A 19550-nucleotide genomic window follows, 5' to 3' on the forward strand; every position below is an offset into this window, starting at 1 on the left:
CCGACCCGCCGTGGGACGGCGGACGGTCTCCTCACTCCGCCGCGGCGCGGCGGGCGGGGTCGTAATTGAGGATGGGGGCGAGCCAGCGCTCGCCCTGCTCCACGCTCCAGCCCTTGCGCACGGCATAGTCGGCCACCTGGTCGGCCTCGATGCGCCCGACGCCGAAATAGGCGCTCTCGGGGTGGGAGAAATAGAGCCCCGACACCGCCGCGCCCGGCCACATGGCATAGCTCTCGGTCAGTTCGAGGCCGATCTTGTTGGTGGCGTCCAGCAAGGTGAAGAGCGTGCCCTTCTCCGTATGGTCGGGCTGGGCGGGATAGCCGGGCGCAGGACGGATGCCGCGATAGCGCTCGGCGATCAGCTCCTCATTGCCGAGGCCCTCGTCGGGAGCATAGGCCCACAACTCCTTGCGCACGATCTGGTGCATGCGCTCGGCGAACGCCTCGGCGAGGCGATCGGACAGGGCCTTCAGCAGGATGGCGGAATAATCGTCATTGGCCGCCTTGAAGGCGTCCGTGCGCGCCTGCTCGCCAATGCCGGCGGTGACCGCGAAGCCGCCCACATAATCGGGCAGGCCGCTTTCCACCGGCGCCACAAAGTCAGAGAGCGCCAGATTGTGGCGCCCCTCCCGCCGCGCCAGTTGCTGGCGCAGGGTGTGCAGGGTGGCGAGCGGGGTCTTCCGCGTATCGTCCCGGAACAGGATGATGTCGTCGCCTTCCGCATTGGCGGGCCAAAAGCCCACCACCGCGCGGGCGGTGACCCACTTCTCCTCCACCATACGCTTCAGCATGGCCTGGGCGTCCGCGAACAAGGCCCGGGCGGTGTGGCCCACCGTGGCGTCGTCAAGGATCTGCGGATAGCGCCCCGTCAACTCCCAGGAGGCGAAGAAGGGCGTCCAGTCGATATAGGGAACGAGGTCGGCGAGATCATAATCCTCGAACACGCGGGTGCCGAGGAAGGTGGGCTTGGGCGGTTGATAGCCGGCAAAGTCCAACTTCAGCCCGTTCTCCCGCGCCTTGGCCAGCGGCACCCGCTGCTTGGCGGCATCGGCGCGGGCATGGGCGTCGGCGAGCTTCACATATTCCGCCTTCAGGTCGGCCTTGTAGGCGTCGCGGGTGGCGGGGTTGAGCAGGTTGGAGACCACGCCCACCGCGCGCGAGGCATCGGTCACATAGACCGCCTGGCCGCGCTCATAGCGGGGGGCGATCTTCACCGCCGTATGGACGCGCGACGTCGTCGCCCCGCCGATGAGAAGCGGCACGTCGAAGCCCTCGCGCTCCATCTCGGAGGCGACGCCCACCATTTCGTCAAGCGAGGGCGTGATGAGGCCGGAGAGGCCGATCACGTCCACCCTCTCCTTGCGGGCCACGTCCAGGATCTTGGCGGTGGGCACCATGACGCCGAGGTCGATGACCTCGTAATTGTTGCACTGCAACACGACGCCCACGATGTTCTTGCCGATGTCGTGCACATCGCCCTTCACCGTGGCCATGAGGATGCGACCGGCGGCCGAGCGCTCGGACCCGCCATTGGCGGCCTTCTCGGCCTCCATGTAGGGCATGAGATAGGCCACCGCCTGCTTCATGACGCGGGCGGACTTGACCACCTGGGGCAGGAACATCTTGCCGGCGCCGAACAGGTCGCCGACCACGTTCATGCCGGCCATCAGCGGCCCCTCGATCACATGCAGCGGACGTTCGGCGGCGGCGCGGGCCTCCTCCGTGTCCACCTCCACAAATTCGGTGATGCCGTTGACGAGGGCATGCTCCAGGCGCTTTTCCACCGGCCAGGTGCGCCAGGTGAGGTCTGCTTCCTTCTTTTCCTTGCCGGCGCCGCCCTTGAAGGTCTCGGCCAGAGCCAGCAGCCGCTCGGTGGCGTCCGCGTCGCGGTTCAGCACCACGTCCTCGCAGGCCTCGCGCAAAGCGGCGGGGATCTCGTCATAGACGGCCAGCTGGCCGGCATTGACAATGCCCATGTCCATGCCCGCCTGGATGGCGTGGTAGAGGAACACGGCGTGCATGGCCTCGCGCACCGGCTCGTTGCCGCGGAACGAGAAGGACAGGTTCGACACGCCGCCGGAAATATGGGCGTGGGGCAGGTTCTGCCGGATCCAGCGGGTGGCCTCGATGAAGAAGACGCCATAGGGGGCGTGCTCCTCGATGCCGGTGGCCACCGCGAAAATGTTGGGATCGAAGATGATGTCCTCGGGCGGGAAGCCCAGTTCATTCACCAGGATGGCATAGGCGCGGGCGCAGATCTGGGTCTTGCGCTCGAACGTGTCGGCCTGGCCCTGCTCGTCGAAGGCCATCACCACCACGGCGGCGCCATAGCGGCGCACGAGGCGCGCCTGGGCGCGGAAATTCGCCTCGCCTTCCTTCAGCGAGATGGAATTGACGATGCCCTTGCCCTGTATGCACTTCAGGCCGGCCTCGATGATGTCCCACTTGGAGCTGTCCACCATCACCGGCACCTTGGCGATGTCCGGCTCGGAGGCGACCAGGTTCAGGAACGAGACCATGGCCGCCTGGGAATCCAGGAGGCCCTCGTCCATGTTGATGTCGATCACCTGGGCGCCGCTTTCCACCTGGTCGCGGGCAACCGCGAGGGCGGCGGGGAAGTCCGCATTGGTGATGAGCTTGCGGAAGCGGGCGGAGCCGGTGACGTTGGTGCGCTCGCCCACGTTCACGAACGGGATTTCCGGCGTCAGCTCGAACGGCTCCAGGCCCGAGAGGCGCAGGCGCGGGACGAGGGTCGGGATCTCGCGCGGCGTGTGGGGTGCCACCGCCTGCGCAATGGCGCGGATATGGGCGGGCGTGGTGCCGCAGCAGCCGCCGACAATGTTCACGAGGCCGGAGGCGGCGAACTCGCCCACCAGCGCGCCCATGGCCTCCGGGCTTTCATCGTAAAGGCCGAACTCGTTGGGCAGGCCGGCATTGGGATAGGCGCACACCAGCGTATCGGCCACCCGGCCGATCTCGGCGATATGGCCGCGCATCTCCTTGGCACCGAGCGCGCAATTCAGGCCGATGGAGAAGGGCTGCGCATGGCGCAGCGAATACCAAAAGGCGGTGGGGGTCTGGCCGGAGAGGGTGCGGCCGGACAGGTCCGTGATGGTGCCGGAAATCATCACCGGCACGCGATAGCCCAGTTCGTCGAACAGGCCCTCGATGGCGAAGATGGCCGCCTTGGCGTTCAGCGTGTCGAAGATGGTCTCGATGAGGATGAGGTCGGAGCCGCCGTCGAGAAGGCCGCGGGCCTGCTCGCCATAGGCGATGGCCAACTCATCGAAGGTCACGGCCCGGAAGCCGGGATCATTCACGTCCGGGGAGATGGAGGCGGTGCGGTTGGTGGGGCCGATGGCCCCCGCCACGAAGCGGCGGCGTCCATCCTTCTCCTGCGCGAGCTTCGCCGCCGCCTTGGCCAGGCGCGCGCCCTCCACGTTCAGCTCATAGGCCAGCGCCTCCATGGCATAGTCGGCCTGGGCGATGGTGGTGGAGGAAAACGTGTTGGTCTCGACGATGTCGGCACCGGCGAGGAAATATTCCAGGTGGATGTCCCGCACCGCGTCCGGCTGGGTGAGGTTGAGAAGGTCATTGTTGCCCTTCACATCCCGGTTCCAGGACGCAAAGCGCGCCCCGCGATAGCCGGCCTCGTCCAGCTTCAGGCCCTGGATCATGGTGCCCATGGCCCCGTCGAGCACCAGGATGCGCTCGCGGGCGGCGGCGGTGAGGGCGGCGAAGGTGTCGGTCTCGCGGGTCATGGCAGGCTCGTCTTGGCCGGTGCGCCGGCGGAACATGAAGGGATACTAGACCGCCACCGCTTGCGGCGGAGCCGCCGGCCGGTCGCGCAGGCCCAGCAGGTGGCAGATGGCATAGACCAGGTCGGCGCGGTTGAGCGTATAGAAATGGATCTCGCCCACGCCGCGATCAACCAGATCCGTCACCTGATCGGCGGCCACCGCCGCGGCGATCAGCTTGCGGGTCTCCGGGTCCCCGTCCAGCCCCTCGAAGCGGCGGGCGAGCCAGGCGGGCATGGAGGCGCCGGTGCGGGCGGCAAAGCTCGCGGCCTGCTTGAAATTGGTCACGGGGAGGATGCCGGGCACGATGGGAATGGTGATTCCGGCGGCCCGCACCTTGTCCAGATAGCGGAAATAGACATCGTTCTCGAAGAAGAACTGGGTGATGGCGCGGGTGGCACCCGCATCCACCTTGGCCTTCAGATAGTCGATGTCGGCGTCGATGGAAGGGCTTTCCGGGTGCTTCTCGGGATAGGCCGAGACGGAGACCTCGAAATCCCCTTGCTTGCGGATGCCCGCCACCAGGTCGCAGGCATGGGCATAGCCCTCCGGGTGCGGCTCATAGGCGGTGCCCACCCCGGTGGTGGGATCGCCCCGCAGCGCCACGATATGGCGCACGCCCGCCCGCTTATAGGCCTGCACGACATCGTCGATCTCCGCCCGGCTGGCGGCGACGCAGGTCAGGTGCGCGGCGGGCTGGAGGTCGGTCTCCTCCACTAGGCGGGCCACGGTGGCATGGGTCCGCTCGCGGGTGGAACCGCCGGCGCCATAGGTGACGGACACGAACTTCGGCCCGAGCGGGGCGAGCCGGGCGATGCTCGCCCACAGATTGCGCTCCATCTCCTCCGTCTTGGGCGGGAAGAATTCGAAGGAGACGCTCACGGGGCTCCTGCCCAGTTCTCGGCTGGCCCGGATGGGGGTGGTCATCAGGCGATTTCCTTCTTTTCTCGGGCGGTCTTGTCCATGTCGGCGGGCCGGTTCACCGCCGGCGGCAGGGCACGGCCCAGCCAGAGCGAGACGGTGAGCGTGTCGGCGCCGCCGCCGGAGGGAGCGAGGGTGCGGTGAAGCGCGGGCACCAAGCCGGCCTGCGCCATCCAGCCCGCCACCGTATCGGCGGAAAACCCCAGGCGACGGTGGGCATGGGCCTCACGCAAAAACTCAAGGTCGTGGGGTGCGAAATCCACCACCAGGAGGCGGCCGCCCGGCCTCAGCAGGCGCGCCGCCTCGCGCAGCGCGCGGGCGGGCTCGTCCAGAAAGTGCAGCACCTGGTGGATGATGATGGCGTCAAAGCCCCCCTCGGCGGCCGGCGGGGCATAGATGTCGCCCTGGCGGACCGAGCAGTTGCGGATGCCCGCCTTCTCCAGATTCACCCGCGCCACCCCCAGCATGTCGGGCGACAGGTCGATGCCGAGCCCCCGGCCGATGCGCGGCGAGAAGATCTCCAGCATCCGGCCGGTGCCGGTGCCCAGATCCAGGAGGGTGCCGATGGGCTCGGGGCCGAGCGCCTCAAGGATGGCGCCTTCCACCTGGGCCTCGGGCACGTGCAGGGAGCGGATGGCGTCCCAGCGGTCCGCATGGGCGGTGAAATAGGCCTGGGCCTGGGCGGCGCGCTGGGCGCGCACTTCGGCAAGGCGGGCCCGGTCGCGGGCCACCACGGGATCGGCGGGGTCCAGCAGATCCAGCAGCCGGGCCGCCACCTGCCCGCCCGGCCCGGTTCCGGCGCGGCGATAGAACACCCAGCTGGCCTCCCGGTGCCGCTCCACCAGCCCGGCTTCCGCCAGCAGCTTGAGATGGCGGGAAATGCGCGGCTGGGACTGGCCCATGATCTCGGTCAGGTCGGTCACCGTCAGCTCGGCGGCATCCAGCACCGCCAGCAGGCGCAGGCGCGTATCCTCGCCGGCGGCCTTGAGGCCGTCCAGCAAGGCGGAATAGGAGAGCGGCGCGGGGCGCTCGAAGGACCGGCCTAAAGACATAAAGATATGTTTATATTCATTCGGACCGCGATTCAAGCGCCGCCTTTCTGCAACGTGTCCTGACAAAATCGCGATGTGGCGCCCTGCGCTTCGCCACCGCGTTGCACCCCTCCCCCCAGAGGTTTAAGGGTGCCTTCAGGAACGCACGGCAATTGGGCTGAACGGAACCCAAATGGGCCGCGAGAGCTTGACGCCAGCAAGGCGGAAAAAAAATCGCAGGCCGTTTCCAATTTCGTCACGTTTCAGGATTAGCACCGAGTCCATGATGCTGCGCACCACTCTCTTCACGGCCCTCGGGGTCTCTGTCCTCGCGATGTCCGCCCACGCCCAGTCGCGTGTGCCGTATAACTACAGCACGTCGACCGTGCAGGCGCAGGCGGACGAGGAAGCCACCGGCACCATCACGTCCGAATCTCCCGGCGCCACCGGCGTCGTGCCGTCCGGCTCCGTGCCGGGCTATAACGACCCTTACGCCCGCGACCCCTATTCCCGGCAGCAGGCCGTGCAGAGCGCGCCCATCGCGCCGCCGGCCGGCGTGCAGGGCCAGGTCCAGGGCAGCCAGGGCAGCCAGAGCGGCTACGTGCAGCCCGGCTATGGCTACCAGCCCGGCGCCCAGCAGGCGGCCGCGCCCAGCAACCAGCCCATGGCCATCACGCCCCCCGGCGCCACCGGCTCCATCCCGGCGCAGCAGCCGGCGGGCTATCAGGGCCAGGGCGGCTACCAGCAGGCCCAGCCGTCCTACCAGCAGCAGCCCGCCTATCAGGCGCAGCCCGGCTATGCGGCGGCCCAGCCCGCCGAGCCGCCGCCGGCCGGCGGCTATGCCGGCTCCTACCAGCAGGACCAGCTGCTCCAGCAGGCGCGCGCCGGCCAGCAGGCGGTGGCCCCGGCTCCGCAGGGCGTCTCCTATGCGCCGGGTGGCTATGTGCGTGATGCCGCCCCGCCCGCCGGTGGCTCCTATGCCTCCAACGCCCCCGTGGTGCCCGGCACCACCCAGGCCCCGTCTGGCCCCCGCATCGAGAATGTGGACCCGAGCGAGCCGGTGGATGCCCGCTTCCGCCGCCAGACGGTGGACTATGTGACCAGCCAGCCGGCCGGCACCATCATCATCGATACGCCCAACACCTACCTCTATTACGTGCTCGGCGGCGGCAAGGCCGTGCGCTACGGCATTGGCGTCGGCCGCGAGGGCTTCACCTGGCAGGGCACCGAGAAGATCACCCGCAAGGCCGAATGGGCCGATTGGCGTCCGCCGGCGGAGATGATCGAGCGCCAGCCCTATCTGCCGCGCTTCATGGCCGGCGGCCCCGGCAATCCGCTGGGCGCGCGCACCATGTATCTGGGCAGCACCATCTATCGCATCCACGGCACCAACGAGCCGCAGACCATCGGCAAGTTCGTGTCCTCCGGCTGCATCCGCATGCTGAACGACGACGTGGAAGACCTCTACGAGCGCGTGAAGGTGGGCACGAAGGTGGTCATCATGCCGAAGTCCGGGTCCCAGTCCGCGTCCGCCCAGACCGGTACGCCCACCGCGCAGCGCTGAGCCCAGCCAGCTTTCCGTTTCGATCAGGGCGCCCCTTGGGGCGCCCTTTTCGTTGGGGGAGCGGCCACCGGCTGCAGGGGGAGGGCGCCAATTTCCTCCCGGCCCTGACGGGAATGTGATAGCAAGGCGAACAGCTTCCCTGCCGTTCGGAGTTCCCTCCATGCCCACCACCATCCCGACGCCCGGCTCAGCCACGCGTGACCAGCTCACCTCCATCAAGGCCGGCTGGGGCTGGTTCGTCGCGCTCGGCGTCGCCTTCGTGATTCTCGGCTTCGTGGCGCTGGGGCATCTCCTGGCCAGCACGGTGGCCACCGCCCTTTATGTGGGCGCCATGGTGCTGGTGGGCGGCGTGGTGCAGGTGCTCCATGCCTTCCGGGTGCAGAGCTGGGGCCGCTTCCTGTTCTGGGCCCTGGGCGGCGCGCTCTATGTGATCGCCGGCGCCCTCATCATGTACCAGCCGCTGCTGGCGGCGGGCATCATCACCCTCTTCATCGGTGTGTCCCTGGTGATCGGCGGCATCTTCCGCATCTTCGCCAGCTTCGGCGCCCGCCCGGCCAAGGGCTGGGGCTTCCTGCTTTTCTCCGGCATCATCACGCTGCTTCTGGGCATCGAGATCATCGCCGGCTGGCCGGTGAACTCGGTCTTCATCCTCGGCCTGTTCCTGGGCCTCGACCTCATCATCAACGGCGTGGCCACGGCCGTGTTCGGCCTCTCGCTCAAGAACCACGGCTGACCCTTCAGACCACGCAAGGACCCGATCATGGCGGCGCGGACCTTCGGCTTTCCCCTCGGCGGCGCGGCGATGTGCGCTGCGCTGGTGTTCACGGGGCCGGCCGTGGCCCAGCAAGGCCAGCCGGCTTGCGTCACCACCCCGGCGGAGGCGGCGCTATCCGTGCCGCACGCGGCCGAGGTGCTGGCCAAGCAGAAGAAGCTGACCATCGTGGCCATCGGCTCCTCCTCCACCACGGGGGTGGGCGCCTCCAGCGCGGAGCGGACCTACCCGGCCCAGCTCCAGGCGGACCTGCGGGCCCGTTATCCCGGCGCCGACATCACCGTCTATAATCGCGGCGGCAATGGCGAGGATGCGCCGGAAAACCTCTGGCGCTTCGAGCGGGACGTGCGCGACCTGAAGCCGGACCTGGTGCTCTGGCAGGTGGGCACCAATTATGCGCTGCGCAGCCTGGGCGTCGGGCGCTTTGCCGAGCCGCTGAAACAGGGCATCGACCTCATCCGCTCCTGGGGCGCGGATGTGGTGCTCATCGACCTGCAATATTCGCCCTGGGTCAATCTGGACGCCGACACTCCCGCCATGGTGGCCACCATCGCCACCGTCGGACGGGAGGAGAAGGTCTCCGTGTTCCCGCGCTACAAGGTGATGAAGCGCTGGGTGGAACAGGACAAGGTGCCCATGTCCTCGGTCATCATCCTGGACGGCCTGCACCTGACCGACTGGGCCTATGCCTGCTTCTCCAAGAGCCTGGCCATCTCGCTGGCGGCGGGCCTCGGCTCGGGCGGCACCAAGGCGGCCGCCCGGTAAGCGGGCGGCTCAGATGGCGGCAATGTCCAGCACATCCGCCATGGAATAAAGGCCCGGCGTCTTGCCCTTGCCCCAGCGCGCCGCCGTGAGCGCGCCATTGGCGAAGATGCCCCGATCCTCGGCCTTGTGCACCAGTTCGATGCGCTCGGACGGGCCGGCGAAAATCACCACATGCTCGCCCACCACCGAGCCGCCCCGCAGCGAGGCGAAGCCGATGTCGCCCGGCCGACGGCTGCCGGTATGGCCGTCGCGGCCGCGCGCGCTGTGGCTTTCAAGGTCCACCCCGCGCCCGTCCGCGGCCGCCTCGCCCAGCAGAAGCGCGGTGCCCGAGGGGGCATCCACCTTGCGGGAATGGTGCATCTCGACGATCTCGATGTCGAACTCGGTGCCCAGCGTCGCCGCCACCCGGCGGGTGAGCGCGGCGAGCAGGTTGACGCCGAGGCTCATATTGCCCGAGCGCACGATCACGGTGCGCTGCGCGGCCACGGCGATGTCCTGGAGATCGGCACTGGAGAAACCGGTGGTGCCGATCACATGCACCACCCCGGCCTCCGCGCAGGCCCGCGCCATGCGCACCGAGGCGGCGGGGGAGGAGAAGTCGATGAGCGCATCGGCCCCCTTCAAGCTAGCCGCCACATCCGCGCTGACCTCGATGCCATTGGCGCCAAGGCCGGCGAGAAGGCCGGCATCCTCGCCCAGATGGGTGCTGCCCTCGTGTTCCAGGGCGCCCACAAGGCGCAGGCCCTCCCCATCCATCACATTGCGCAGCAACACCCGGCCCATGCGGCCGCCGGCCCCCGAGATGACGATGCGAAGATCGGACACGGTGTCTCCTTGCGCCGCGCGGCGCGGTTTCCTGTGCGCCGGAGCGCGGATGGGCGGTGCGGCGTCAGCCGGGCTGGGGTCCCTCATAGCCGGGAATGAGCAGCAGATCGACCTCCGTCGCCCCCTGGCGCAGCGCAACGGCGCGCTGATAGTCCGGCGCGTTGTAACAGGCGAGGGCCTGCGCCACATCGGTGAAGGCCAGCACCACCTGCCGCGCGCGGCCGCTGCCTTCCACCTGCTCCTGCCGTCCGCCCCGCACCAGGAAGCGCGGCTTATAGGCAGCGGTGCCGCCGGCAGCCGCATAGGCGCGATAGCCCTCCGGGTCGATCACGTCGATGCCCATGATCCAATAGCCGGGCGCGGGCACACCTGCCGCCGGCGCACCTGGCTCGGCCACTGGCGCGGGCTCGCGCGCATCCGCGCCTTCCACCACCACCAGGTCCGCCACCGCCACCGGCTGGCGCAGCGCCACGGCGGCCTGGTAGCCGGGGCTGCGATAGCAGGCGATCGCCGCCTCGAAGGAGGGGAATTCCAGCAGCACATTGCGCGCGCGGGTGCGCCCCTCCAGCGCCGTTACCGGCCCGCCGCGCACCAGGAAGCGCCCGCCATGGGCGGCGATGGGCGCCGCATTGGCCGCCACATAGGCCTGGTAGGCCACCGGGTCGGACACATCCACCCGGCCGATCCAATATCCCCTTGGCATGTTCCCCTCCCCGCTCGCCTTCACAGGAAGGGCTTGATCTCGTCCAGGATGGCCCGCGCCGCCGCGCCGGGATCGGCGGCGGCGATGATGGGCCGGCCCACCACAATGCCGTTGGCGCCGGCCGCGAAGGCATCGGCGGGGGTGGCGAAGCGCTTCTGGTCACCCACCGCAGAGCCGGCCGGGCGGACGCCGGGCGTCACCACCAACTGTCCGGGCGCCAGAAGGGGCCGCACCCGCGCCGCGTCCGTGGGGGCGCAGATGACGCCGGCCACCCCGGCCTCGCGCACCTGGCCCGCGCGCAGGAGGACCGTCTCGTCCACCGAGCGGGCATAGCCGGCAGTGGCAAGGTCGGCATCGTCATAGGAGGTGAGCACCGTCACGCCCAGCACGTTGAGCGCACTGCCGGCCGCGCCCCGGGCGGCGGCCGCCAGCGTCTTGGGATAGGCATGGACGGTCAGTATGGTGAAGCCGCGCTCGGCGGCGGCCGCGGTCGCCCGCTCCACCGTATTGTCGATGTCGTGGAGCTTGAGGTCCAGGAACACCTTCTTGCCCGCGCCGATGAGATCGGCGGCCAGATCCAGCCCGCCGGAGACGGTCAGTTCCAGGCCGATCTTATAGAAGGTCACGGCGTCACCCAGCTGCCAGACCATGGCCTCGGCGGCGGCAATGGAGGGAAAGTCCAGCGCCACGATGAGGCGGTCGCGTGGATCGGGACCGAACGGAGAGGGCGGAAGGATCGGGGCGGATGCACTCATGGGTTCGGGCCTTCCTCCATGGCGCGCCATCGATCGGGCGGCCGGCTATTGGTCCAACCATACCAGCAGCCGCCGCCGACGGGGGGCTGATCGTGGACGCGGGAAATGGGCATGTCAGCCAGATGGCACAGCAGCAGCGTCCCAACCCCGCCATGGCCGACGAAAATGGTCGGCGCGTCCGGCGCGCGGGCGATTTCCTCGGTCACGGCGCGCACGATCCGAGCCTGGGCGTCGCGCGCCCGCTCCCAGCCGCGCACGCTCGTTTCGGGATCGGCGAAGAAGGCGTCGGCGACCGCCTGGAACTCGGCCTCGGGCAGGAAGCCGGTGGCGGAGCGGTCATTCTCGTGCATGTCGGCGCGCACCTCGACGGGCACACCGAGCACCGCAGAGAGAAGGGCCGCCGTCTCCTTGGCCTTGCATTCGTCGCTGGAGATGATTCGCGCCGTCCCGGCCAGATCGGCCCGGCCGGCGAAGGCGGCGGCGCGGGCACGGCCGACGTCGGAAAGCCCCCAGTCCGGCACGGGAACCTTCGGGTCCACCTTCACCTGGGGATGACTGACATAAAGGAAGGCGGTCACGGCCGGCGCTCCCCCCTTGGGGCGGCGGGCAGCCTCCCCCTTGGGAGGCGCGCGATCACGGCCGGCGATAGGCCCAGACCCGGGCGGGGGGCAGGTTCAGCCACACGCGGGGGGACCGCTCGCCATGGATCTGGCCGGGCTTCAGCGGCACCGGAGAGACCACGGCATAGGTGAACTGCACGAAGGGCGCGTTGGGCACGGACAGGTCGAAGGCTTCCTCCACCATGCGCTCGCGATCCGCCGGCGAGCGGGTGAAGAGCGGCAGGGAGGAGATGACGCCCACGGCCGGCCCGGGCAGGCGGCCCTTCAAGGTGTCGGCCATGGCATAGGCATCGCCATGCAGCACCGTCACGCCGGGATAGCGCAGGCGCAGCAGCGAGCAGAACTCGCGGTTATATTCGATCAGGAACAGGCGCTCGGGGGCAAAGCCACGGTCAAGCAGGGCCTTGGTGACGGGGCCGGTGCCCGGCCCGAGCTCGATGACCGGGCCGGGAATGGCCGGATCGAGATAGGAGGCCATCATCTTGGCAAGGGCCCGCCCGGAGGGCGAGACCGCGCCGGTCTTCAGGGGGCTCTGGAACCAGGACTGCAGGAACCGGATTTCATCGTCGAACTTCGGCTTCGCAGGCGCGTAGTGACGATCTTGGGACTGCAGCATGCGGTCGACTCCACTCCTGGGGAGGACAGGTGGGTCGGCGATTAGACGGGAACGGGGGCTGGGTCAAGGCGCGCGGCCCCGCCAGAGCGCCTTCCCCCCGCCCCTTCCCTTCGGTCTTTCAGTCGCCGTTACCGCTCTGCAACATCTCGCCGAGCGCCGTGCGGAACTCGGGCGCGATGTCCGGGCGGGACAAAGCATAGGCCACATTGGCCATCAGGAAGCCGATCTTGGAGCCGCAGTCATAGACCGGACCGCCGAAGGTGACGGAGAAAAAGCGCTCCCGTTCCATCAGCTTGAGCATGGAATCGGTGAGCTGGATCTCGCCGCCCGCGCCGCGGTCCTGCCGGGCAAGCAGGTCGAAGATGGTGGGCTGGAGGATGTAGCGGCCGGAAATGGCCAGATTGGTGGGGGCGGTGCCGAGCGCCGGCTTTTCCACCATCTGCACGATTTCGTTCACGCCGCCGGCGGCCGGGGCCGTGCCGACGATGCCGTACTGGTTGGTCTGGTCCTCCGGCACCTCATAGACCGAGATGACGTTGCCGCCGGTGCGGTTATAGACCTCCACCATCTCCGCAAGGCAGCCCTTGCCGCCATTCTTGGGCAGATGGAGCATGTCGGGCAGCAACAGCGCGAAGGGCTCGTCGTCGATCAGGTCGCGCGCGCACCATACCGCATGGCCAAGGCCCAGCGGCAGTTGCTGGCGGGTGAAGGAGGTGGTGCCCGCCTTCGGGGTGTCGCGGTCGAGCTGTTCCAGCTCCTTGGTCTTGCCGCGGTCCGAGAGGGTCTTCTCCAGCTCGAACTGGCGGTCGAAATGGTCTTCGATGACCGCCTTGTTGCGGCCGGTGACGAACACGATGTGCTCGATACCGGCGGCGCGGGCCTCGTCCACCACATGCTGCACCACGGGGCGGTCCACCACCGTGAGCATCTCCTTCGGCACCGCCTTGGTCGCGGGCAGGAAGCGCGTGCCGAGACCGGCGACCGGGAGAATGGCTTTACGCAAAGGCTTGGGCATCGATGCTCACCAATCTTGTGACGTCCGAATTTCCCTAAAGCCCCGGCGCTCTCAAGGGAAGCGCCAAGGTGAAGGTGCCACCGCTCCAAAAGTCGCGGTTCGCGGCTTCAGCGCAGCCATGACAAAAAAGATACAGCCCCACCCGGCGGAAGCATGGCCGGGCCGTGTCGCGGTGAGGAACGCTGCAGGCCCTGGATTGTTTCTTCGCATTGACCAGGCGGCATGCCTGCTCCAGGGTCTGGCCGCACACGGAGACGGGAAGATGGCGGTTCTGGTGACGGGTGGCGCTGGCTATATCGGCAGCCACATGGTGCTTGCGCTTCTGGATGCGGGCGAAAAGGTGGTGGTGCTGGACGACCTGTCCACCGGCTTTCGCTGGGCGGTGGCGCCGCAGGCCACCTTCATCCTGGGCGATGTGAGCGACCCGGACCTCGTGGCCCGCATCGTCGACGAACATGCCATCGACGCCGTCATCCATTTCGCCGCCCGCATCGTGGTGCCCGATTCGGTGGCCGATCCGCTTGGCTATTACCTCGCCAACACGGTCAAGACGCGCGCGCTGCTGGCGAGCGTCGTGAAGGCGGGCATTCCCCACTTCATCTTCTCCTCCACCGCCGCCGTCTACGGCATGGTGGGCATCGACCCGGTGGCTGAGGACGCGGTGCTCTCGCCCATCTCGCCCTATGGCCGTTCCAAGCTCATGAGCGAGTGGATGCTGCAGGACACGGCGGTGGCGACGCCCCTGCGCTATGTGGCGCTGCGCTATTTCAACGTGGCAGGGGGCGATCCCAAGGGGCGCACCGGACAGTCGACGGCGGGGGCGACCCATCTCATCAAGGTCGCCTGCGAGACCGCGCTGGGCAAAAGGGCCGGCATCCAGGTCTATGGCACCGACTATGAGACCCCCGACGGCACCTGTCTGCGGGATTATATCCATGTGGCCGACCTGGTGGCGGCCCATCTGGACGCCCTGCGCCATCTGCGGGCGGGCGGGGAGAGCGGCACCTATAATTGCGGCTATGGCCGCGGCTATTCGGTGCTCGAGGTGCTGAAAGCCGTGAAGGAGGCCTCCGGCGTTGACTTCAAGGTGGACTATGCGCCTCGCCGGGCGGGCGACCCGGCGGCCGTGGTGGCCAAGGCCGACCGCATCCGCGCCGCGCTGGGCTGGACGCCCAAGCTGGACGACCTGCCCACCATCGTCGCCCACGCGCTCGCCTGGGAACGGCAGTTGGACGATCGTCTGCGCACGGTGGCGTGAAACAGCCAAGGCCGGCGGTCAGCCGGCCGTCTCAGCCGCGAGATGTCAGGCGGCCTTCTCGGCCGCCAGGAAATAGTTCACGTCCATGTCCGGCGAGAGGCTCCAGGACCCCGACAGGGGATCATAGACGAAGCCGATCATCTCCACCGGGGAGAAGCCGCAGGCGGCGAGCCCGGCTTCCATCTCGGCCGGCGTGACAAATTTCTGCCAGCTGTGGGTCCCCGGCGGCAGCCAGCGCAGGATGTATTCCGCGCCCACAATGGCGAGCGCGAAGCTCTTGCCCGTGCGGTTGAGGGTGGAAAGGACAATCACCCCGCCGGGCGCCACCAGCGCGGTGGTGGCGCGCAGGAAGGCCGCCACGTCCGACACATGCTCCACCACTTCCAGCGCCAGCACGGCATCGAAGGTCTCGCCCGCATCCGCCAGTTCCTCGGCGGTGGCGGCGCGATAGTCGATCTGAAGCCCGCTCTGCTCCGCATGGAGGCGCGCCACGTCCACATTGCCGGGCGCGGGATCAACCCCCACCACATCCGCGCCCATGCGGGCCAAAGGCTCGGACAGGAGCCCGCCGCCGCAGCCGATGTCCAGCAGGCGCAGGCCCTTCAGGGGCCGCATGGACTTGGGATCGCGGCCGAAGCGGCGCACCAGCAGGTCGCGCAGGAAGGCAAGGCGCGCCGGGTTCATGCCATGGAGGGGGGCCATCTTGCCCTTGGGGTCCCACCATTCGGCGCCGAGCGCCTCGAAGAAGGCGACCTCAGCGGGATCGACCGTGGTGCGCGCCTCGTTCATGGCTCTCTCCAATGTGCCGGCCCCTTCCACCTAGGGAGGCGCGGACGGCCCGGCAAGGGCGGCGAAGCGGGGCGTTTCGCCCCGCCTTGAAGGCACAGCGGCCCGCACCCGCATTGCGCTGGGCAAGATCGCCCCGCGCGTCTCAGCGCACCATGCCGACGATGTCCTTCACGTCGCGGATGGTGGCCTCGGCAATCACGCCTGCCCGCTCGGCGCCATCCCGCAGAATGGCGTCGATGGCGGAGGTGTCGGCCATGAGGCGCTGCATCTCGCCGCCGATGGGGCCGAGCTTGGCCACGGCCAGATCAACGAGCGCCGCCTTGAAGGTGGAGAACTGGGCGCCGCCATATTCGGCCAGCACCTTCTCCTTGGTGGCGTCGCTCAGCGCCGCATAGATGCCCACCAGATTGTCCGCCTCGGGACGGGTCTTCAGGCCGGCTTCCTCTGAGGGCAGCGGCTCGGGATCGGTCTTGGCCCGGCGCACCTTGCCGGCGATGGCGTCCGCATCGTCGGTGAGGTTGATGCGCGAGAAGTCGGAGGCATCCGACTTGGACATCTTCTTGGACCCGTCCCGCAGGCTCATGACGCGGGTGGCGGGGCCGGCGATGAGCGGCTCGGTCAGCGGGAAATAGCCGTCAGTGTGGCCGAGGGCCGCGATGGACGGGGCGAAATCCACGTTGAACTTCTGCGCGATGTCGCGGGTCAGCTCCAGGTGCTGCTTCTGGTCCTCGCCCACCGGCACATGGGTGGCGCGGTAGAGCAGGATGTCGGCGGCCATGAGGGTCGGGTAGGCGAACAGGCCCACCGAGACATTCTCGCGGTCCTTGCCGGCCTTCTCCTTGAACTGCGTCATGCGGTTGAGCCAGCCCATGCGGGCGACGCAATTGAAGATCCAGGCCAGTTCGGCGTGGCCGGACACCTGGCTCTGGTTGAAGACGATGTGCTTCTTGGGGTCGATGCCGCAGGCGATGAAGGCGGCCGTGACCTCGCGGGTGTGGCGCTTCAGCTCCTCGGGCTCCTGCCAGACGGTGATGGCATGCAGGTCCACCACGCAATAGATGCAGTCGTGGCTCTGCTGGAGCTCCACGAAGCGCTTGATGGCGCCGAGATAATTGCCGAGATGCAGATTGCCGGTGGGCTGAACACCGGAGAAGACGCGTTCCGCGACCGCCGCCATGGCGACCTCCTCAGGGACGGCGCTCCCCTGCGGAGCAGACCGTCCGACACGACGGGACGCGGGCGAGACTGCCCACGCCCAACAGAAGATGCGGGCGCGCCGCGCCGACGCCGATGGCGCACCGCGCAACGCCCGCTTGGACGAGCCGCCTCATGCCACGCCCGATGGGGCGCGGCAAGGGGCGGCATGCGGGGAGACGCGGCGGACGCTTAGCCGGCGGGCGCGCGGTGCTGCCGGCCGTCAGACCGCCTCTTCGATCCGCGCAAGGAAATTGGCAATCACCTTGTGGCTGCGCGCATCCCACAACAGCGGAGCATGGCCCTGGCCGTCCACGGTGTAGACCTCCGTTCCCCGGTGCCGGTCGGCCATGGCCTCCACCGTGGCGGAGGACAGCACATCGGACAGGGCGCCGTGAATGACCAGGAGCGGTTTGTCGGCCAGGGCGTCGAAGCCCTCCCAGAAGGCGGGCAGCGGCTTGGTGGGGTCGAATTCCTTGAAGGCCTCGGCAATGGCCGGGTCATAGGCGAGCTTGGGCACGCCGTCATGGTCGGCATAGATCTGCCGGGCATAGCGCTCCCATTCCTCGGCGGTGAGGCGGGGAAAGAGCGCGCCCTGCTCGGCCTTCAGCCGGGCGATCAGGTCCGGCCAGGCGGGGGGCGGCGGAGCGCCCACATAGCCGGTGATGCGGGCGATGCCGGCGGTTTCCACCACCGGGCCGATATCGTTGAAGATGCAGCCCCCCAGCAGGTCCGGCGCGGTGAGCGCCAGCACCATCATGACAAGGCCGCCCCGCGACGTGCCGAGGAAATGGGCGTTGGTGATGCCGAGGCTGGCGAGGCCCTTCACCGTGTCGCGGGCCTCCTGGGCCACATTATAGGTGGTGAAGGGCGCATAGGCCGACCCGCCCCGGCCGCGAAAATCCAGCGCCACCACTTGCCGGCCCCGCTCGGCCAGCGCCTCGGCGAGGGCCTCGAAATCGGTGGAGGAGCGCGTCAGACCGGGCAGGCAGACGAGCGGGGTCTCCTTGCTCTCCTCGCCCCAGCGGCGGCCGAACAGAGCGTGGGCATCGTCGCTGGCATAGGCGAAATAGCTGCACGTGGTCATGGCGCCATCCTTGGTGCGAGAGGGGGAACGGCCGCGCGGCCTGCCCCTGCCCATCGATAAAGCCCGCCGCCCGCCCTGCAAAGCCTTCGGTGTCATTGTCTGGAAACCGCGTGATCCTTAGCCTTGGAAAGCACCACCCGGCCCAGAAGCCAGACGCCGCCATAGGCCGCCATGCCCAGCAGGACGAGGCCGCCGAGCCGCAGCAGCCCGGCCAGCGTGCCCGCCGCCGGCGCCGGCCAAGCCGCCGCGCCCGCCGCCACCAGGCCGGCCATGGCGCCGCCCGCAAGCAGCAGCGTCGCGCCCTGCCGAAGGATTGCCCCGGTCAGCGCCAGATGCCCCCGCCGCACCAGAAGGGCGAGCATGGCCAGCGCCGAGGCGAAAGCGGAGGCGGCCACCGCCCCTGCCGCCCCCTCGGGCCCGAACAAGTGGAAGGCCGGCACGGCCAGCCCCAGCGCCAGCACCAGGGAGGCGAGGCCGATGCGCTCCACGGGCTTTTCCAGGCCATGGCTCATGGCGGTGGCGCACAGCACCCGCTCCAGGCCCTGGGCGGGCAGCGAAAGCGCCAGCATCTGCAGCAGGCCGGCGGTCAGCAGCGTATCGTCCGCCGTGAAGCTCGCCCGCTGGTAGAGCACGGTGACGATGGGCTCGGCCAGCATCAGCAGGCCGAGGCCGGCCGGAAAGGCCAGGGCGAAGGCGGCGAGCGCCGCGCCGGTGGCATGCTGGGCCTTGTCATCCTTGGCGGCGCCGGAGGCGAGCAGCGGCACCAGCACCGCCCCGGCGCTCGCACCCACCAGGCCCAGCGGCAGGTCCACCAGGCGCTGGGCATAATTGAGCGCCGCCACCGAGCCCGGCACCGAGGACACCACCGCCGCCGCCAGCAGCAGGCGCACCTGCGACAGGCCGGCGAACAGCAGCGCGGGCGCGGAGGCCCGCAGCACGCCAAGACTGGCCCGCCACTGAGGACGGGCCACCCTGCCACCGGGCGCCGCCGGGGCCCCTCGCGCGGCGCGGATCATCAGCACGAGCTGGGCGATGCCGGCCAGAACCGTGAAGCCGGCCATGACCAGGGCCGCCTGGGAGGTCGCCACAAGACCTGCGGCAAGCAGCCCCACGATGGCCACCAGCACCACCGCATTGGCGGTCAGGGGCGCGAGCGCCGGCAGGAGGATGCGGTGCGCGCCATTGGCCACCGCCCCATAGACCGCCGCCGCCCCGGCCAGCGGCAGATAGAGAAGGGCGATCCGCCCGCAGGCGATGGCCAGATCCGCCCGCTCGCCCCCCAGGCTGAAGCCGGGCGCCAGCACCTGGATGAGCCAGGGCATGAACACCGCGCCCGCCACCGCAAGGCCCGCCAGCAGGCCCGTGAGGAGGAGCAGGGACGCCCGCGCCAGCCGCCGCCCGCCGCCGGTCTCCGCGCCTTCGGCACGGGACAAAGCGGGGATAAGCGCGGCATTGAATGCCCCTTCCGCCAGCAGCCGCCGCGCCAGCAACGGCACGGACAGCGCGGCCATGAGCGCGTCCGCCAGCGGCCCGGCGCCCAGCACCGCCGCCGTGCCGGCATCCCGCGCAAAGCCCAGGACCCGCGAGCCCAGGGTGGCGGCGGAGACGGTGGAGGTGCGGGCGAGGAGCGACATGGGCGAAAAGCGATACATCCTTGGCCATCTCCGGGGATGACCCGTCAGGCGAAGCCGCCCGCGCCGCGTCGATAGGCCGTGTCGGCCCCAGGAGCAAGGCGGGGATCAGGAGGATGCGGGATCGCCCCGCCCAAGGGGGCCCGGCGGCGCGCGGGCACGCACGTCACGCCGGCCACCATTGTGCGGCGCACCATCACCCCTTTCC

General features: G+C 69.2%; 17 protein-coding genes. 4 read left to right on the forward strand and 13 right to left on the reverse strand.

Going from position 1 to position 19550, the window contains the following annotated elements; all coding sequences use genetic code 11:
* Nucleotides 1-31 precede the first annotated feature (31 nt).
* The 3 genes from metH to ACT54L_RS02235 are packed head-to-tail and all read right to left on the reverse strand — an operon-like array spanning nucleotide 32 to nucleotide 5769.
* On the reverse strand, nucleotides 32-3760 hold the full coding sequence (metH, locus tag ACT54L_RS02225) for a methionine synthase (protein WP_476083904.1): 3729 nt from the start codon (nucleotides 3758-3760) through the stop codon (nucleotides 32-34).
* 45 nt (nucleotides 3761-3805) lie between these two features.
* Entirely contained in the window at nucleotides 3806-4723 is a 918-nt protein-coding gene (gene metF / locus ACT54L_RS02230; RefSeq protein WP_476083905.1) for a methylenetetrahydrofolate reductase [NAD(P)H], read from the reverse strand.
* Complete coding sequence (locus ACT54L_RS02235) at nucleotides 4723-5769, reverse strand: ArsR/SmtB family transcription factor (protein ID WP_476083906.1); 1047 nt, start codon at nucleotides 5767-5769, stop codon at nucleotides 4723-4725. Before ACT54L_RS02235 ends, metF begins: the two co-directional genes overlap by 1 nt.
* 262 nt (nucleotides 5770-6031) lie before the next feature.
* Here ACT54L_RS02235 and ACT54L_RS02240 point away from each other — a divergent pair, with 262 nt between their 5' ends.
* The 3 genes from ACT54L_RS02240 to ACT54L_RS02250 all read left to right on the forward strand — a co-directional run bounded on the left by ACT54L_RS02240 (nucleotide 6032) and on the right by ACT54L_RS02250 (nucleotide 8849).
* Nucleotides 6032-7312 (forward strand): L,D-transpeptidase, encoded by a 1281-nt coding sequence (locus ACT54L_RS02240; protein ID WP_476083907.1) that lies wholly within the window; start codon nucleotides 6032-6034, stop codon nucleotides 7310-7312.
* 160 nt (nucleotides 7313-7472) lie between these two features.
* Nucleotides 7473-8045 carry an HdeD family acid-resistance protein gene (locus ACT54L_RS02245; RefSeq protein WP_476083908.1) on the forward strand — a complete coding sequence of 191 codons (573 nt, stop codon included), beginning with the start codon at nucleotides 7473-7475 and terminating at the stop codon, nucleotides 8043-8045.
* Between the two features lie 27 nt (nucleotides 8046-8072).
* Nucleotides 8073-8849 carry an SGNH/GDSL hydrolase family protein gene (locus ACT54L_RS02250; protein ID WP_476083909.1) on the forward strand — a complete coding sequence of 259 codons (777 nt, stop codon included), beginning with the start codon at nucleotides 8073-8075 and terminating at the stop codon, nucleotides 8847-8849.
* 9 nt (nucleotides 8850-8858) lie between these two features.
* On the opposite strand, the gene dapB is transcribed toward ACT54L_RS02250, so the two are convergent.
* The 6 genes from dapB to ACT54L_RS02280 all read right to left on the reverse strand — a co-directional run bounded on the left by dapB (nucleotide 8859) and on the right by ACT54L_RS02280 (nucleotide 13383).
* Nucleotides 8859-9674, reverse strand: coding sequence for a 4-hydroxy-tetrahydrodipicolinate reductase (dapB, locus tag ACT54L_RS02255; RefSeq protein WP_476083910.1), 816 nt, complete (start codon nucleotides 9672-9674; stop codon nucleotides 8859-8861).
* Between the two features lie 64 nt (nucleotides 9675-9738).
* A complete protein-coding gene (locus ACT54L_RS02260; RefSeq protein WP_476083911.1) occupies nucleotides 9739-10377 on the reverse strand; it encodes a DUF1330 domain-containing protein in 639 nt (212 codons plus the stop codon).
* A 20-nt stretch (nucleotides 10378-10397) separates the two neighbouring features.
* Nucleotides 10398-11132 carry an orotidine-5'-phosphate decarboxylase gene (gene pyrF / locus ACT54L_RS02265; RefSeq protein WP_476083912.1) on the reverse strand — a complete coding sequence of 245 codons (735 nt, stop codon included), beginning with the start codon at nucleotides 11130-11132 and terminating at the stop codon, nucleotides 10398-10400.
* Nucleotides 11129-11710, reverse strand: a complete 582-nt coding sequence (locus tag ACT54L_RS02270) for a histidine phosphatase family protein (protein WP_476083913.1) — start codon at nucleotides 11708-11710, stop codon at nucleotides 11129-11131. The genes pyrF and ACT54L_RS02270 overlap by 4 nt, the downstream gene beginning before the upstream one ends.
* Nucleotides 11711-11765: 55 nt before the next feature.
* Nucleotides 11766-12368 carry a class I SAM-dependent methyltransferase gene (locus ACT54L_RS02275; RefSeq protein WP_476083914.1) on the reverse strand — a complete coding sequence of 201 codons (603 nt, stop codon included), beginning with the start codon at nucleotides 12366-12368 and terminating at the stop codon, nucleotides 11766-11768.
* A 118-nt stretch (nucleotides 12369-12486) separates the two neighbouring features.
* Nucleotides 12487-13383 (reverse strand): UTP--glucose-1-phosphate uridylyltransferase, encoded by an 897-nt coding sequence (locus ACT54L_RS02280; protein ID WP_476083915.1) that lies wholly within the window; start codon nucleotides 13381-13383, stop codon nucleotides 12487-12489.
* Nucleotides 13384-13645: 262 nt separating this feature from the next.
* On the opposite strand from ACT54L_RS02280, the gene galE reads away from it, so the two are divergent.
* Complete coding sequence (gene galE, locus ACT54L_RS02285; RefSeq protein WP_476083916.1) at nucleotides 13646-14641, forward strand: UDP-glucose 4-epimerase GalE; 996 nt, start codon at nucleotides 13646-13648, stop codon at nucleotides 14639-14641.
* 45 nt (nucleotides 14642-14686) lie between these two features.
* Here galE and ubiG read toward each other — a convergent pair whose 3' ends face one another.
* The 4 genes from ubiG to murJ form a co-directional block, all read right to left on the reverse strand.
* Nucleotides 14687-15430 (reverse strand): bifunctional 2-polyprenyl-6-hydroxyphenol methylase/3-demethylubiquinol 3-O-methyltransferase UbiG, encoded by a 744-nt coding sequence (ubiG, locus tag ACT54L_RS02290; protein ID WP_476083917.1) that lies wholly within the window; start codon nucleotides 15428-15430, stop codon nucleotides 14687-14689.
* Nucleotides 15431-15572: 142 nt separating this feature from the next.
* Nucleotides 15573-16607: a tryptophan--tRNA ligase gene (trpS, locus tag ACT54L_RS02295; RefSeq protein WP_476083918.1), complete on the reverse strand. Its 1035-nt coding sequence runs from the start codon at nucleotides 16605-16607 to the stop codon at nucleotides 15573-15575.
* 240 nt (nucleotides 16608-16847) lie between these two features.
* Entirely contained in the window at nucleotides 16848-17711 is an 864-nt protein-coding gene (locus ACT54L_RS02300) for an alpha/beta fold hydrolase (protein ID WP_476083919.1), read from the reverse strand.
* A gap of 92 nt (nucleotides 17712-17803) precedes the next feature.
* Nucleotides 17804-19363, reverse strand: a complete 1560-nt coding sequence (murJ, locus tag ACT54L_RS02305; RefSeq protein ID WP_476083920.1) for a murein biosynthesis integral membrane protein MurJ — start codon at nucleotides 19361-19363, stop codon at nucleotides 17804-17806.
* Between the last annotated feature and the right edge of the window lie 187 nt (nucleotides 19364-19550).

The sequence above is a fragment of the Aquabacter sp. DMC10 genome (assembly GCF_056314145.1).